Source organism: Bacillus sp. BD59S (genome assembly GCF_007363175.1).
In the GTDB taxonomy this organism is placed as follows: Bacteria; Bacillota; Bacilli; order Bacillales; family Bacillaceae_G; genus Bacillus_A; species Bacillus_A pacificus.
On the sequence record NZ_CP034686.1, the window covers coordinates 4,003,887 to 4,019,990 of the forward strand.

Consider the following 16,104-nt stretch of genomic DNA (forward strand, 5'->3'; position numbering starts at 1 on the left):
GCAACGGTTTTTATTTTTCTTATACAAATGTAAATGGATCTGTATGTAATTGCGAAGCATGAATATGTACATTCAGTTTTTTTGCATCTGCTTTTTCTTGTAATTGCTTTTGTACGCCTTGCTTCATTACTTTTTCAACGTTATGTCCTGGGTCGACGATATTTAAATCGAGCATCATCGCATCATGAGCCACATGATAATACATGTCACCCGTTACATATACATCTGCTCCTTTAAATTTAGCTTGATTGATGTATTTGTTACCATCACCACCAAGTACAGCTACTTTGCGCACTCTATCATTTAATTTTCCAACAACTCGCGCACCCTTTACATCTAATGATTTCTTTACATGTTCTGCAAACTGTCCAAGTGTCATTTCTTCTTGTAAATATCCTATTTTTCCAAGCCCTAATGTTTCACCTTTGTTATCAAGCGGATACACATCATATGCTACTTCTTCATATGGATGTGCCGTTACCATTGCTTTAATTACTTTTCGCTGTAATGAAGCTGGAATAATCGTTTCGATTCGCACTTCTTCTACGCGTTCTAACTGCCCAGTTTCCCCGATATAAGGATTTGTTCCCTCTTGAGGCATAAACATACCTGTACCCTCACTGCTAAACGTACAGTGGCTATAATTGCCGATATGACCAGCACCTGCATCTCCTAATGCTTTTCTTACTTCTTCTGCATGAGTTTCAGGCACAAACACAACAATTTTTTTCATTTCTTCTGCATATGTCGGTGCCAAAACTTCTGTATTTTGCAATCCTAACGCCTCAGCAAGTAAATCATTTACCCCACCCTTAGCAACATCCACATTTGTATGTGCTGCATAGATTGCAATATCATTTTTCATACACTTTTCAATAATTTTCCCATATGCCTTATCTGTATGAATCGCTTTTAGCGGGTTAAAAATTAAAGGGTGATGCGCAATAATGACATTCGCTCCTAATTGAATTGCTTCATCCACAACTTCTTCCGTTACATCTAACGCAATTAATACGTGTTGCACAGGTTTATTAAGCGCTCCAATTTGCAGCCCAATCTTATCTCCTTCCATCGCCAAATGCTTCGGATACATACTTTCAAATAAAGAAATAATTTCATGGCCATTTGGAATTTTACTCATGATAAAACCTCCCCTATCATTTTCATTTTCGCTTCAACTTCCGCACGCTTCGCTTTTGTTTCTTCAGAATCAACCGCACGTTCTAACTGCTTTAAAATATTTTGGAAGTTTTTCAATTCTCCTTCCCACTTTTCAACGAAAGCTTCACTTTTTTCTTTCATTAAAAATGGTCCCATAAATAATTCAGCCTGTTTATTTTCAGAGTAAGGAACCGTAATATTTCCTCGCTCCCCTACTAAAATCTCATAAATTTTCCCATCCTCTTTTACGATTTTTTCATGGATAAGCTCCCATCCATTCTCAATAAACCATTCACGAATGTGATGCGCTGCAATGTTCGGCTGCAAAATTAAACGTGTTACACCTTCTAATTTTTCTTTACCACTTTCTAAAATATCACGAATTAACGCTCCGCCCATTCCAGCAACCGTAATTACATCTACTTCTCCTGGCGCGATAACAGCTAATCCATTCCCTTTACGCACATCTACTTTATCTTGTAAGCCACTTTCAGCTACAGTTGCTTGTGCAGAGCGAAATGGTCCATCTACAACCTCTCCAGCAACTGCTTTAGTAGCAATATTATTTATAATTGTATAGCACGGTAAATACGCATGATCCGATCCAATATCAGCAACTGTAGATCCTACTGGTATTTCACGCACAACTTCTTCTAATCGTTTTGAAAGCTTTACTTCATTCATGTATTTCCATTACTCCTTCTCTTGTCAGTCTGTCTCCATGATAATGAATTTATAGTAGTTGTTGCAAGCCCATAACAACAATTCACATCTCTATCATTCATCGTATTTGAGAAAATATAGAAAAACAAGCCCTTTGCATAAGCAAAAGGCTTGTCATACGGAACTTTATTTTTTCTTTGATAACCAATCAGCTACTTTAGCGGCCTGATCAGCTGGAACTATATTGGCAGGCATATTGCCTTTTCCTTTCGAAAGAATTTCTTTAATTTCATCCTTTGAAAGTTTCCCACCAACCTTTTGTAAATTAGGTCCTACCGCCCCTTGTAACTGATCACCGTGGCAGCTCGTACAGCTTTGTTTCACAATATCCTCTGGCTTGGATGCTGTTTGTGCTGGTTTCCCGCCATTTTTTGCATCAGCTAACTCTTTAGATTTATTTAGCCCCTGAAATGAAAATACAAACATAACGATAATACCCAATGCTGCAATAAGAGCGAACGGAATCAGCGGATTACGTTTCATATCTCTTCTCCCCCCTCTATACCCCTAAATAGTTAGATGATTCAGTCATTTCCATTGTACTTGAAAACGCTCTATCAGAAAAGAGTAAACTGCTAATCGTTAAAAATATTCCATAAATTCAGTTTATTGTTTTTTATTGTTATATCGCTTATTATTTCGATAATTACTAACGTTTCTCATCATATTTTTCACTTTTCTACATATATTTTTGTATAGAATAAACAAAATTAATCGAAAAATCGAAAAATGAGCATTTGCAAATCAAAAGACAATTCTGTAAAATAAATTACAAGAAATTGTAATCGTTGCTGACAGCTAAAGTTTAACAAAAATTAACAAAATAAAAAAGTTTACTTCACAAAGGTGAAGTAAACTTAAAGGTAGCCTATTCTAAGAAATCCTTAAGGCGCTTACTGCGGCTTGGATGTCTCAATTTACGTAATGCTTTTGCTTCAATTTGACGGATACGTTCTCTCGTTACGCCGAATACTTTCCCAACTTCTTCAAGCGTACGAGTTCGTCCATCATCCAAACCAAAACGAAGACGTAGAACATTTTCTTCACGATCTGTTAGTGTATCTAACACATCTTCTAATTGTTCTTTTAGCAATTCATACGCTGCATGGTCCGCAGGTGATGTTGCTTCTTGGTCTTCAATGAAATCACCTAAATGGGAGTCATCTTCTTCACCAATCGGTGTTTCAAGAGAAACTGGCTCCTGTGCAATTTTTAAGATTTCACGTACTTTTTCTGGAGCAAGATCCATTTCTTCACCAATCTCTTCAGGAGATGGTTCACGTCCTAAATCTTGTAATAATTGACGTTGTACACGAATTAACTTATTAATCGTTTCAACCATATGAACTGGAATACGAATTGTTCTTGCTTGGTCTGCAATCGCACGTGTAATTGCTTGGCGAATCCACCAAGTTGCATACGTACTAAATTTGAAACCTTTACGATAATCGAACTTTTCAACCGCTTTAATTAGACCCATATTCCCTTCTTGGATTAAGTCTAAGAAAAGCATACCACGGCCCACGTAGCGCTTTGCAATACTTACTACAAGACGTAAGTTTGCTTCTGCAAGACGACGTTTCGCTTCTTCATCGCCTTCTTCAATACGCGTTGCAAGTCGAATTTCTTCTTCTGCAGATAGTAAATCTACACGACCAATTTCTTTTAAATACATACGAACAGGATCGTTGATTTTAACCCCTGGTGGTACGCTTAAATCATTGAGGTCGAATTCTTCTTCCGATTTTGCTATTTGGCGATTATTAGGGCCTTCGTCGTTGTCATTGTCGCCAACTAAGTCAATCCCTTGTTCACCTAAATATTCATAGTATTCATCCATTTGATCGGATTCAATTTCAAATCCATTCATGCGTTCTGCAATCTCTTCATATGTAAGAACGCCACGTTTTTTTCCGAGCTCAGTGAGTTGTTCTTTCACTTGCTCAAGGGTCATTTCAGTTTCAATTTGTTTAGAACGAGCTGGTTTGTCAGCCATCTGTTCCCCTCCTTACGCGAGATACAAACATTCATTATACTAAAAATTTATCAAAAAAGCTATTTTCTCGCTTTTTGATTTTGTAAATATGCTACATAATATTTAGCAGCCTCTACAGGATCTGTCTTTTCCATTTGTTTTATCTTGAAGATGATTTCCATCTTTTCAAGTTTTTCTTGATGACGTCTAAGCGTCTCCAAATGGCCTTGTAACACTTCTTCTGTGTATTCTGGATTAATAAATTCATCCGTCGAAATATCAGTAATAATATTTTTCAACTTTTCATCAGAGAGCCAACTTAAAAATGTTCCGACTGAAGGTTCATTTCCCTTTTCATAATATGCGTATAGTTCATATAAAATCCCTTTATGTTCTTCTGTATGAAAATCTTCTATGTGGGATTCCATACGAACGGCCACTTCTGGACTTTGCAACATATGGTAAATAATTTCTCTTTCAGCCCTTTCAAAACCTGTTAACTTCGGTTTTGTTTGAACAATTTGAGACGGCTTAGAAACCTGCTTTACTTGTTTTTGTTGTACCTTTTGTTCTTTGCGATATTGGTGCAATTGATTCAAAAGTGTTTCCATTGAATACGAAAATTCTTGCGATAATGACTTCAAATATGATTCTGCCTGCATCGCATCCTGTAACAACGATAACTCTTTTAAAACACTTTTCACATACTCTTCTTTGCCCGACTCATCTTGCAAATTTTTCCCTAAACGCAAATGATTTATTTTAAAACCAACAAAACTTATACTTGATTTCACAAGATTTTCAAAAGCAGTTGTCCCATATTGTTGCACATATTCATCAGGATCAAGCTTATCTGGCAAGGATGTAACTTTCACTTGGCAACCAACTTGCAACAATAATTGCCCTGCTTTCATCGTCGCTTCTCGCCCTGCTTTATCACCATCATAGCAAAGAACAACAGTTTCAACGTTACGTCGCAGAAGTTTTGCTTGTTCTTCAGTTAAAGCTGTTCCCATTGTCGCAACAGCTTCTTCCACACCACTTTTTACCGCAGCTAGTACGTCGGCATACCCTTCAAAAAGGACCACTTGCCCACGTTTTCTAATAAACGGCCTTGCTTGATGGAAGTTATACAACAATTTACTTTTGTGAAAAATTGGTGTTTCTGGGCTATTTAAATATTTCGGAGTGTCATCTCCTAACGCCCTTCCACTAAACGCTATCACTTTACCTTGTAACGTATAGATTGGAAACATAACTCTTCCACGGAAGCGATCATAATGACTACCATCCTTCTCGCTTCTTATGAGAAGACCAGCTTGTTCCATACTAGACAACGATAAACCTCTTTTTTGTAAAATTTTCGTTGCTGCATCCCAAGCAGGTGACGCATAACCAATTTCAAACTTCTCAATCATCTCTTTTGTAATACCACGTTTTAACAAATACGAAAGTGCTTCATTTCCTTCTTCTGTATTTACTAATAAATGATGATAATACTTTTTTAAAAGTTCATGAGCCTGTTGCATGATGACAGTGTCATCAGATATGTCTTCTTGTTGTCCTTGCCCTGATGTATACTCTGCAACCGCAATTCCATTTCTTTCACCTAGCTTTTGAACAGCTTCGGTAAAAGCCAGTCCTTCCATTTTCATTAGAAAGGAAAATACATTTCCACCTTCTCCACATCCGAAGCAATGAAAAATTTGCTTATCAGATGAAACAGAGAATGAAGGAGAATTCTCACCATGAAACGGACAAAGGCCGAAATAGTTACGTCCCTGTTTTCTAAGTTGAACGTATTCACCAATCACTTCGACAATATCGGATGACGTCCGAATTTGTTCAACAACTTCTTCAGGAATTCTGTTCCCCATAACTCCATCTCCGTGTCGTATTTTGTATTCGATATAAATTGAAAAATTCCTTTATAATTCGACAATATTTTTTCTAAACTTATTAGAAAATGTTGTCGATCACGTTATCAAGCGATTTTGCAGACTCTTTTCTGCGTAACTTCGCAGATACGTACCTATTATATAAAATTGTATCCATTTGCTCATCTATTACAAATGTACCTCATGGGGACAATACATATGCACTTTTTCACAAGAAGACTAGCAAGCACCATATCCTATGTGATCACGAGATCTGTTTTTTTTTGCATGTTGATACATATAAAGAAATCAACTTTTGCTTATTCAGCATCTACATAGATCCAAATTCCCTCGCTACTTCCTTAAACGATGAGCATACGATGTGACAAACAACATTTTGACATGAAATTTCGTTCCAACTCGCACAATTGTCAGCCTTCACAGTATATGCATCTGCATCAACTCATACCATATTGATGTTTTGCATATTTCTGTATTCTACATCCCTTCTGCGAATCCTTCCATAATGTGCGTTTTCTTGTATAGATTTTGTCGATTTAACGTAATTACATGTCTTTTCTTAAATCCTATCCCTAGTTTATTCTGAAAAATTAAAGTCTAAACGTAAAATATAGGTTTTTATCACAATTTTTTATTATAATATATTTTCTTCAACTACGCTACATATCCCTTTATTTTTTCATCTTCTATTTCAGGATAGCAGCCCCCTATCTTTAGCATAATAAAAAGACAGAAGAATATAAGTATAACCACTTCGCTATCATCTATTACGAAATCAGCAGGCACTGTGTTTCTCACGAGCGAAAAAAGCACATTCACCTTTGGTAAATGTGCTAAAACATTTTTTGGTTTTGCACTGCATTCACAATAATGTTAGCTGTTTCTTCAATCGCTTTGTTCGATACATCAATTACTTGACAATTTATTTTACTAACTACATTCTCAAAGTGATCAATCTCTTCTTTAATACGATTAATATTGGCATATGTTGCTCCGTCACTTAGTCCAAGTGATTTCAATCGCTCTTTTCGAATATGATTTAACTTCTCTGGCGTAATTTTCAAACCGAAGCATTTTTCTTTAGCCACTTGATATAATTCTTCAGGCGGATCTACTTCTGGTACGAGTGGTACGTTGGCAACTTTCAAACGTTTGTTATGAGCTAAATATTGAGAAAGTGGTGTTTTTGATGTGCGCGAAATCCCAATTAACACGATATCTGCTTTTAAAATACCACGTGCATCTCTACCATCATCATACTTCACCGCAAACTCAATCGCTTCAATCTTTTTAAAGTATTCTTCATCTAATCTACGAACAACACCAGGCTCATATCTAGGCACTTGCCCTGTAATTTCTTCAATTTGATCGATTAGAGGGCCAATAATATCATATGCCTCTACACCTTCTTTTGCAGCCTCTGTCACTAAATATTGGCGCATGTCAGGCTTTACTAACGTAAAACAAATAAGTGCTTGATTGCTCTTAGCAATCGAAATCACTTCTTTTAATGTCCCTGTATCTTCTACATACGGCACACGTCTAATATCAGGAGCAAATGGGAATTGACCCATTGCTGCTCGAACAACCAAATCAGCCGTTTCTCCTACAGAGTCAGATACGACATATACGATTTTATTATCCATTACATTACCTCACTTTAAACAAATTACACTTATTCGTTATTTACTAAGTTTACAAACGCACGTGTAATATTTGTTTTTGTAATTCGTCCAACCACTTCTAAACCTTGTTTCGTATCTTTTACAACTGGCATCGCATCAATCTGTCTTTCTATTAATTCCATCGCAATATCATATAAAGAATCTTCTCTACGACACATCGCGATGTTTGGCATCCTTGTCATGATAATATTAACCGGAAGTGAGGTTAAATCCTGCTTCCCTAAGCTAGCTCGTAATAAATCTTTACGAGATACAACGCCTACTAATAGAGTCGATTGATCTACAACGAATAATGTACCTACATCCTCTAAAAACATAGTACAAATCGCATCGTATACTGATACATTTTTATCAATTACAACCGGTCTAGATTGATAATCTTGTACTTTAATTTTCTTAACAGCTTCAGATAATAACTGCCCCCCAGTTTTACCCGTATAAAAATAACCTACGCGTGGACGTGCTTCTAAATAACCAGCCATCGTTAAAATTGCTAAGTCTGGTCTTAGCGTTGCACGTGTTAATCCCAATTGCGCAGCAATTGACTCCCCTGTAATAGGACCGTGATCTTTTACAATCTGAATGATATGTTCTTGCCGTTTATTCAGCTCTATGATAATCACCACCTTTAATGCACAACGAAAAAAGTTATACTATCTCTTAAATATTATATACTAAATATGCTATTCGAAAAAGAAAGGATGTAAAAAGGACCGTATACGGCCCCAAATTATATTTGAAACTTATCAAGTTGTTCTAAAAAACGTCTTGATTTCAAATAAATCCCGCAATATTCATCATAATATGTATTCAATACTAAACGCATTTGTTTTTTTGTGCTATCCTTCACTGATACATTGCCCAGTCTATGTAAATCGAAGTGGTAGAAAAGACGCAATAATTTATGAACGGCTTCCCCCACTGGTATACGATACTGATCTTGCTCAGCATGACGTGAGCACAGAAAACCGCCCTCCCTAACAGAGAAGGCGACAAAATCTGTTTCTTGATGACAAATCGCACATGTATCAAAGTACGGGCGCATCCCTAATACCGGAAGCATTTTCGTTTGATAAATTAATGATAATACTTCTGGATCAACACCCTCACACATATAATGCAACGTTTGATATAACATTTCAAATAAATATGGATTATGTTTTTTATCTTCTGTTGCTTTATCAGTTAACTCAACAATAAATGATGCATAAGCAGTTAAAAATATATCCTCGCGAATTTCTTTCATAGTTGAAATAATCTCGCCTTGTTGCAAAGTTCCAAGTCCAGATCCCATTTGAATAAGAAAATGACCATGTGTCATAAGTTGCGAAACAGATGCTAACCGGCTTTTCGGTTTTTTCGCTCCTCTTGCCATTGCACTTACCTTACCCAATTCTCTTGAGAATATTGTAACAATCTTGTTCGTTTCTCCGTAATCTGTCGTACGGATAACGATGCCCTCAACTTTTTGAAACATGTTCGTCACCATCCAAGGTTTGAACAAAACGGGTCAAGAAATTGGAGAGTCTAGATGCGCTAGCTCCTCTTCATGTTGATCCATCTCATCGTTTACGTCTTTTTCCATTTCTTTCAAAAGCAAATACGTCTCAATGCTTCCTGTTTTGGAGAAAAACTTCCAGGTAAAATCTAGCATAAGAATCCACCTTTCTCAATAAGCGTAGCCTATAAACCAATTTCCTTTGTTGTTATTAAATTGACCCATTTTGTCCATTTTCATGTGAGAAAAATTTTTCCTAATTTATCAAAACTCATAAAAACCAATAATCAGCGGATGAACAAAACATCCGCTGATTACAGCTTTACTCTATTTTAATACTCGTCTTCGCGGAAACCAAGGTCACGAAGCTGAGACATTTTATTACGCCAATCTTTTTGCACTTTTACCCATACTTCTAAAAATACTTTAGAACCAAGTAATGCTTCAATATCAAAACGAGCTCGCTTACCGACTTCTTTTAACATCTTCCCTTGTTTTCCGATAATAATCCCTTTTTGCGACGGACGTTCAACAACAATCGTTGCATTAATATAAACTGCCCCGCCCTCGCGTTTTTGAATTGCATCGATAACAACAGCCACAGAATGCGGCACTTCTTCACGTGTTAAATGTAGTACTTTCTCACGAATAAGCTCTGCAATAATAAATCTCTCCGGATGATCCGTTACTTGATTATCTGGATAGTATTGTGGTCCTTCCGGTAAATACTTTTTAATTGTACCAATTAGAGCCTCTACGTTATTACCGTCTAATGCAGAAATTGGTACGATTTCTGCAAAGTCATGTAATTTGCGATATTGATCAATTAGCTCTAATAATTGTTCTGGGTGAACTTGGTCAATTTTATTAATAACTAAAAATACTGGTTGTTTCGTTTCTTTTAACTTCTCGATGATGAATTCTTCACCACGACCAAAACCTTCGACAGCATTAACCATAAACAGAACGATATCAACTTCTTTTAATGTCGTTTGCGCCATCTTCACCATGAAGTCGCCTAGTTTATGTTTCGGTTTATGTATTCCTGGTGTATCAATGAAAATTACTTGTGAATCATTTTCTGTATATACGCCTTGAATTTTATTACGAGTTGTTTGTGGCTTGTCACTCATAATAGCAATTTTTTGACCAATAATACGATTTAAAAATGTAGATTTCCCAACATTCGGTCTGCCAATAATAGAGACAAAACCTGATTTATAACCTTTTCTATTCATGTAAATCCTCCGCTAAAAATGCTCCTGGTAACAATTCTCCGACTGTTGTCTCTTGAACGTCACCATGTAAATTTGATAGGTATACTTTCGTATCCTGTTTACATAATTCTACCATAACTTGTCGACATGCTCCACAAGGAGGTACTGGACGCTTCGTATCCGCCACAATCGCGATAGCTACAAACTCTTTATCTCCTTCAGAAACCGCCTTAAATAAAGCTGTTCTTTCTGCACAGTTACATAAGCCATATGACGCATTCTCAACATTACATCCACGATATACTTTTCCATCCTGTGTTAATAATGCTGCACCTACTTGAAATTTAGAATATGGTACGTACGCTTGTTTACGCGCTTCGATTGCTTCTTGAATTAATTGTTTACTATTCATATTCCCGCATCCTTCCTGTTCACAGCTGTGAATAGATACACTCTCTTATTAAAGGCCTTTACGGCACCTTCAAAGCTTAATAAAAGCTTTGGAATGCAACTATACCACATACGGTAAAAAGATAATAGCACCAATTATAACGGCTATTATCGCAAACAACAAAACCGCTCCTGCTGCGACATCCTTTGCGACTTTCGCAAACGGATGTATATCAGCAGTCGCTAAATCTACTGTTTTTTCCACAGCCGTATTTACCATCTCTAAGCTCATTACAATTCCTATTACAATAAGTAATATCATCCACTCTACTTTCGTAATATGGAAATAAAAGCCGCAGCATATAACAATGACTGCGGCTACATAATGAATTTTCATATTTCGTTCATGACGAAGACAAAAGAATACACCTGCTATAGCATATCCAAAACTATCTATAAGTTTTCCTTTTTTCATCGTCCTAATCCAAATGCTTCTAAAATTTCTTTTTGTCTTCCAAACATTTCTTTTTCATCCTCTTCTGTCATGTGGTCATAACCAAGCAAATGTAAAAAGCCATGTAACGCTAAAAAGCCAAGTTCACGATCAAAAGAATGTCCATACTCTTCAGCTTGTTCTTTCGCTCTCGGAATAGAAATAATAAGGTCACCTAACATACGCGGCATTTCTGCGCCCACAATTTCCATTTCCCCTTCTCCCATTTCTTCCATGGCAAAGGAAATGACATCAGTAGGCTGATCTTTATCTCGGTAATCACGATTAATCTCGCGAATGCGTTCATTATCTACAAATGTCACTGATAACTCCGCACCATCCTCTATTTTTTCCATTTGAGCTGCTTTTCCTAATATCTCACGAATTAAATTCACATATTCTTCTTTCACTTCTTCTGTTTCATCAATGAAATCAATTAATAAACTCATTCTTTCTCCTTTTCTTCCGGTGGTTCCGGATATGTAATACGCGAATGGAAAATACCATTTAACGTTTCACATAACGTTTTTCCAACGATTTGTAGTTCCTTAAATGTCAAATCACATTCACTAAATTGCCCATCTTGCAGGCGATCTTTAATAATACTTTGTACTAAATTATTAATTTGCTCTGGCGTTGGATGATTCATAGAACGTACCGCCGCCTCAACACTATCCGCAATACCAACGATTGCCGATTCTTTAGAAGTTGCTTTTGATCCCGGATAACGGAACATCTCTTCTGTATATTTTTCTTTATCTTCTTTAATCGCCTTATAATAAAAATATTTAAGGAGCGTTGTACCATGGTGTTGTCCAGCAATATCAATAATTTCTTGCGGAATATGGTATTCTTCGAGCATCTTTACTCCATCTGTTACATGAGCAATGATAATATCTTTACTCGTCACAGGATCTAATTTATCATGTGGATTCTCAATTCCCATCTGGTTTTCAATAAAGAATTGCGGTTGTACTGTCTTTCCTACATCATGATAATACGCCCCTACACGCGCTAATACACCATTTGCTCCAACTGCTTCACAAGCTGCCTCAGAGAGATTCGCTACCATTACACTGTGATGATATGTTCCTGGCGCTTCTAATAAAATTCTACGCAAAAGCGGATGATTCGGACTTGATAGTTCCATAAGCTTCATACTTGATACAATTCCAAGTCCACTTTCTAAATATGGTAATATCCCCATAGCCAAAACGGATGAGATAATTCCTGAAAGGGAAGCCATTAATAATTGCGTACCAATTTCAAGAGGTGAAAAATTCCCATTACGTAATAATAATAACGCCGCCAAGACGACTACATTTAAGATAGATACGAGTATACCAGCTTGTAAAATCATCGTACGACGATTTTTTTCTCTTAAGAAAATACTCACTGATAATGAACTTAATAACACATAAATACCCACACTATAATTCAGTGTACTTGTTACTCCTTCATTAAACATAATACTTCCGCACACAGAAAAAATCATACTTGTTAAAAATACAAATCGATCGCCAATCATTAGTTTTACAAGTATCGTCCCCATCGCAACTGGGACAACATACGCAATTCCTGCATATTCAAGCTTTTGAAACAAACTAATAATTTTCATTAAAACAATCGTGATAGACAAAATTGTAATATATGCTAAAATGTACGGTTTGTCTTCTCTTTTCCGCTGTAAAAATACTTCAAACTGTTTATGCATAAAGTATAGTAACACACCAATGAGCACCGCTAATCCAACATAAGGCTGAAAACTATTACCTTTCTCTAATAAACCGACTAATTTCAACTGATTATACATATCACTTGAAATTGTTTCACCTTCTCTAACAATAACTTGTCCTTGAAGAATATAAACAGGTGGAACTAAATCTTCTTCTGCTTTCTTCTTCTCTTTCGTTACAGCCGGATCATAGAAATAGTTTGCTGTAATCGCATATGATCCTAGCGCATTCACAGCTTCTTTCAATCCGCTATTCACATTCAGGCTTTTCATTTCATTAACAAATCGCTCTTTCGCTGCCATTTCTTCGGACATTTTAATATTTCCACCCATGATAACGCTAACAGACGTTAAAGCCGCATTCTTTGCTAATTCTAATTGATCCGGTTCTGCATTAATAAAGTATAATAAATTCTCATCCGATAATTCCTTCGTTAAATTAGATGGCAACTTCTTCTTCAACTTTTCTAATTTATTCGCATCGGTCATCTTTTTTTGCTCTTCAGGTCCAGCAGCTTTCATCTCCTGAATTACTTCATTCACCTTAGCAAAAACATCATTTACAATATCTACTCTATTTTGTTTATATTCACTTCTATATGTATATTGATCCCCGACTTTTTGAGCGGCCTCTTGTTTTTTTCTTTCCGTTATAACCTTATCTTCAATTTTAATAGGAGAATGAATTGTTTTTTTCGCAATAGAATACATATCAACATCTAATTGCTCTGGTTTCACATTATTCATAAGTGCAAAAAACAGCACTGCTCCTAATAAAACGTAAGAAATCCAACTTAGTTTTTTCGAATGTTGTAAATTACGAAACCACTTAGAAATTTCTTGAGATCTTAACATGATTTCAATACCTTCTCCTCTCTAGAAATAAAGTGAAACTATTTATAGCTTTCATTTCTTCTAGCCAACGATACTTTTAGGTAACATTTTTATACACCAGTACCTATAGTTTATTTCTCTTATCTTTTATGATAGTAAAAAATATGCCGTTCGCCAACCTTAATACAAAAAGAAATGATCCTGACAAATAGGATCATTCCATTTTATCATATGCCTCAATAATACGTTGTACCAGTGGATGCCTTACAACGTCCGTTTGTTCTAACGTAATGAATGAAAGACCTGATACACCAGATAAAATGTTAGAGGCTAGCGTAAGCCCTGATTTTACCCCTTTTGGTAAGTCTACTTGTGAGGGATCCCCCGTAATAACCATTTTAGAACTAAAACCTAATCTTGTTAAAAACATTTTTATTTGTGCACCCGTTGTATTTTGCGCTTCATCTAAAATAACAAATGAATCATCGAGCGTACGTCCTCTCATATAAGCAAGAGGCGCGATTTCAATTACACCTCTCTCCATCATACGCTGCGTATATTCTTGTCCAAGAATATCGTGCAGAGCATCATACAATGGACGTAAGTACGGATCTACCTTCTCTTTCAAATCACCTGGTAAAAACCCTAAACTTTCTCCAGCTTCTACAGCCGGTCTCGTTAAAATGATTTTCTTTACATACCCTTGCTTTAAAGCTCTTACAGCCATTACTACAGCTAAGTATGTTTTCCCAGTCCCGGCAGGTCCTATTCCAAATACAATATCATTTTTCTTCATTGCATGAATATATCTTCTTTGTCCCATCGTTTTTACACGAATGGATTTACCTTTTGCCGTTTTAAAGATTTCTTCTTCATATAACTCTTCAAATTGAGCAATTTTTCCTTGTTGTGCGAGCTGAATTGCATACGCAACATCTCTTTCTGTAATTGACACACCTTTTCGAATAACAACAAGTAATTGCTGTAAGATTTTTTCTACGAGTGTCACATTTTCAACTGCTCCAGATACATGAACAGTTTCACCTCTAGTTACAATCGATACATTCAGTTCCCGTTCAATTACTTTCAAATGAGCATCATTAACTCCAAAAAGAGCGATTGCTTCGTTAGTATTTTCCAATTGTTGGTTTATTTCTACTAATTGTTCTGCCATTACTCAGTCTCCTTGAATATCGGATTCGGATATCGGTTGTGGCTCTGCAATATTTTCAATCACAGTATAATGCAAAGTGACTTTTAGTTGATCCGCCTCAACCTCTTTACTCAAAATCTTATCACTTACAATCATAGCATGTTCATCCAATTTTTTCTTTAGTTCTTTTTCAGCCATTTCTTTCGCTACTTTCATTGCCTGTTTTTCTGTATATTCTCGGTTCGCCTCTTCCTCTTCCCGCACTATATCTTTTTCATATGCAATCGGCAGTGTAAAACCAAATAATTTCACATCATTTTTTACACTTTCCGTACGGGAGCGCTTATACTTATCATGCTGAAATCCCCATATTTTTATTTTCGTACTCCCAAATGTAAGATAATGCTCATTATACGTATTACCAGTATATACTTGAAATTGCGTCTTGAGTGGTACATTCACCTCAGATGTGTACCACGTTTCTCCATATACAATACCTTTCGCCGAAACAATCGTTGGACTCTCCTCATTACCGTATATCCCTGATACGAGAAGCTGCCCTTTTTCTACATGATCATTTTTTAAAACGACTGGTTTTCCAACTTCAACAAATGTTTTTGTAACAATCGCTTCTTTTTTTGCCACTAAATTTTGCGGCCTTTGTTCCTTTTCTTTTTTCGGCTCATTTTTTTCAACAATTTTAAAATGGTACGTCGTTCCCCTTACTTCTAGTCCTGCCCAAGTAATCGCATTAATATTGTCCGTCAAATGACGTTGTACATCTTCTACACTAGGCATTTGGAATTGTAATTTTCCTTTTTTAATACCCATTTTGTCCAATTCTTTCATCAATATATATTCTGTTTCAGGTTTCGCTCCTGTAATTTCAATTTTCCAAACCATATTCGATAATGCAATCATACCAAAAAAGAAAATTAAAAACCCAATTAAGAATCCACTATTTTTAATTAGGCGCTTATTCCAAAAAGGAAAACCGTAACGCCCAATAAAATATAGTTTACACTCATTTTTTCTATAAATTGGCTTTATTTTTTTCACATCTCGTAATAGCATACAAAAGACTAACGTTTCATCAGCGATTTTCTTAACGTCCCAAACTAATAATTTTCTACGCACACATTCGTTAACGAACCGTTCCGCTCCTCTACCTTCAATTCGTACCTTTACATATCCAAGCCACTTTATAAACCATTTATTTTTCATCTACTACCTTCACTACCTTTCCAAAAGTAGACACACTACTTTTCACTTTAATTAGCAAAATAGCTCGTACGAAAATGAAATAAAGAGTTTTATTTTCCATAAATAGCGGGATAAACTA

The 16,104-nt window shown here is 36.1% G+C and carries 16 protein-coding genes; all 16 read right to left on the reverse strand.

Going from position 1 to position 16,104, the window contains the following annotated elements:
- Positions 1-19: 19 nt before the first annotated feature.
- Positions 20-1,141 (reverse strand): Nif3-like dinuclear metal center hexameric protein, encoded by a 1,122-nt coding sequence (locus EKQ63_RS23020; RefSeq protein ID WP_143881543.1) that lies wholly within the window; start codon positions 1,139-1,141, stop codon positions 20-22.
- A complete protein-coding gene (locus EKQ63_RS23025; protein WP_087954275.1) occupies positions 1,138-1,845 on the reverse strand; it encodes a tRNA (adenine(22)-N(1))-methyltransferase in 708 nt (235 codons plus the stop codon). The genes EKQ63_RS23020 and EKQ63_RS23025 overlap by 4 nt, the downstream gene beginning before the upstream one ends.
- Positions 1,846-2,010: 165 nt before the next feature.
- Complete coding sequence (gene cccA / locus EKQ63_RS23030) at positions 2,011-2,367, reverse strand: cytochrome c550 (RefSeq protein WP_087954274.1); 357 nt, start codon at positions 2,365-2,367, stop codon at positions 2,011-2,013.
- A 385-nt stretch (positions 2,368-2,752) separates the two neighbouring features.
- A complete protein-coding gene (rpoD, locus tag EKQ63_RS23035) occupies positions 2,753-3,880 on the reverse strand; it encodes an RNA polymerase sigma factor RpoD (protein ID WP_000764060.1) in 1,128 nt (375 codons plus the stop codon).
- 59 nt (positions 3,881-3,939) lie between these two features.
- Positions 3,940-5,736: a DNA primase gene (gene dnaG, locus EKQ63_RS23040; RefSeq protein WP_048550869.1), complete on the reverse strand. Its 1,797-nt coding sequence runs from the start codon at positions 5,734-5,736 to the stop codon at positions 3,940-3,942.
- A gap of 854 nt (positions 5,737-6,590) precedes the next feature.
- Entirely contained in the window at positions 6,591-7,403 is an 813-nt protein-coding gene (locus tag EKQ63_RS23045) for a pyruvate, water dikinase regulatory protein (protein ID WP_000368943.1), read from the reverse strand.
- Positions 7,404-7,432: 29 nt separating this feature from the next.
- A complete protein-coding gene (locus tag EKQ63_RS23050) occupies positions 7,433-8,065 on the reverse strand; it encodes a transcriptional regulator CcpN (protein ID WP_000583759.1) in 633 nt (210 codons plus the stop codon).
- A gap of 107 nt (positions 8,066-8,172) precedes the next feature.
- Entirely contained in the window at positions 8,173-8,919 is a 747-nt protein-coding gene (gene recO, locus EKQ63_RS23055; RefSeq protein ID WP_000487010.1) for a DNA repair protein RecO, read from the reverse strand.
- A 33-nt stretch (positions 8,920-8,952) separates the two neighbouring features.
- Positions 8,953-9,096, reverse strand: coding sequence for a YqzL family protein (locus EKQ63_RS23060; RefSeq protein WP_000883924.1), 144 nt, complete (start codon positions 9,094-9,096; stop codon positions 8,953-8,955).
- Between the two features lie 176 nt (positions 9,097-9,272).
- Positions 9,273-10,178, reverse strand: a complete 906-nt coding sequence (gene era / locus EKQ63_RS23065) for a GTPase Era (RefSeq protein ID WP_001080241.1) — start codon at positions 10,176-10,178, stop codon at positions 9,273-9,275.
- A complete protein-coding gene (locus EKQ63_RS23070) occupies positions 10,171-10,569 on the reverse strand; it encodes a cytidine deaminase (protein ID WP_001086294.1) in 399 nt (132 codons plus the stop codon). The genes era and EKQ63_RS23070 overlap by 8 nt, the downstream gene beginning before the upstream one ends.
- Positions 10,570-10,668: 99 nt before the next feature.
- On the reverse strand, positions 10,669-11,022 hold the full coding sequence (locus EKQ63_RS23075; RefSeq protein WP_000715476.1) for a diacylglycerol kinase family protein: 354 nt from the start codon (positions 11,020-11,022) through the stop codon (positions 10,669-10,671).
- Positions 11,019-11,489, reverse strand: a complete 471-nt coding sequence (gene ybeY / locus EKQ63_RS23080; protein ID WP_000054691.1) for an rRNA maturation RNase YbeY — start codon at positions 11,487-11,489, stop codon at positions 11,019-11,021. Before ybeY ends, EKQ63_RS23075 begins: the two co-directional genes overlap by 4 nt.
- Positions 11,486-13,630, reverse strand: a complete 2,145-nt coding sequence (locus EKQ63_RS23085; RefSeq protein ID WP_016718495.1) for an HD family phosphohydrolase — start codon at positions 13,628-13,630, stop codon at positions 11,486-11,488. Before EKQ63_RS23085 ends, ybeY begins: the two co-directional genes overlap by 4 nt.
- 193 nt (positions 13,631-13,823) lie before the next feature.
- The gene (locus EKQ63_RS23090) at positions 13,824-14,783 is read right to left on the reverse strand and encodes a PhoH family protein (protein WP_087995411.1); all 960 of its coding nucleotides are present in this window, start codon (positions 14,781-14,783) and stop codon (positions 13,824-13,826) included.
- Between the two features lie 3 nt (positions 14,784-14,786).
- Positions 14,787-15,986 carry a sporulation protein YqfD gene (gene yqfD / locus EKQ63_RS23095; protein ID WP_143881544.1) on the reverse strand — a complete coding sequence of 400 codons (1,200 nt, stop codon included), beginning with the start codon at positions 15,984-15,986 and terminating at the stop codon, positions 14,787-14,789.
- Positions 15,987-16,104 lie beyond the last annotated feature (118 nt).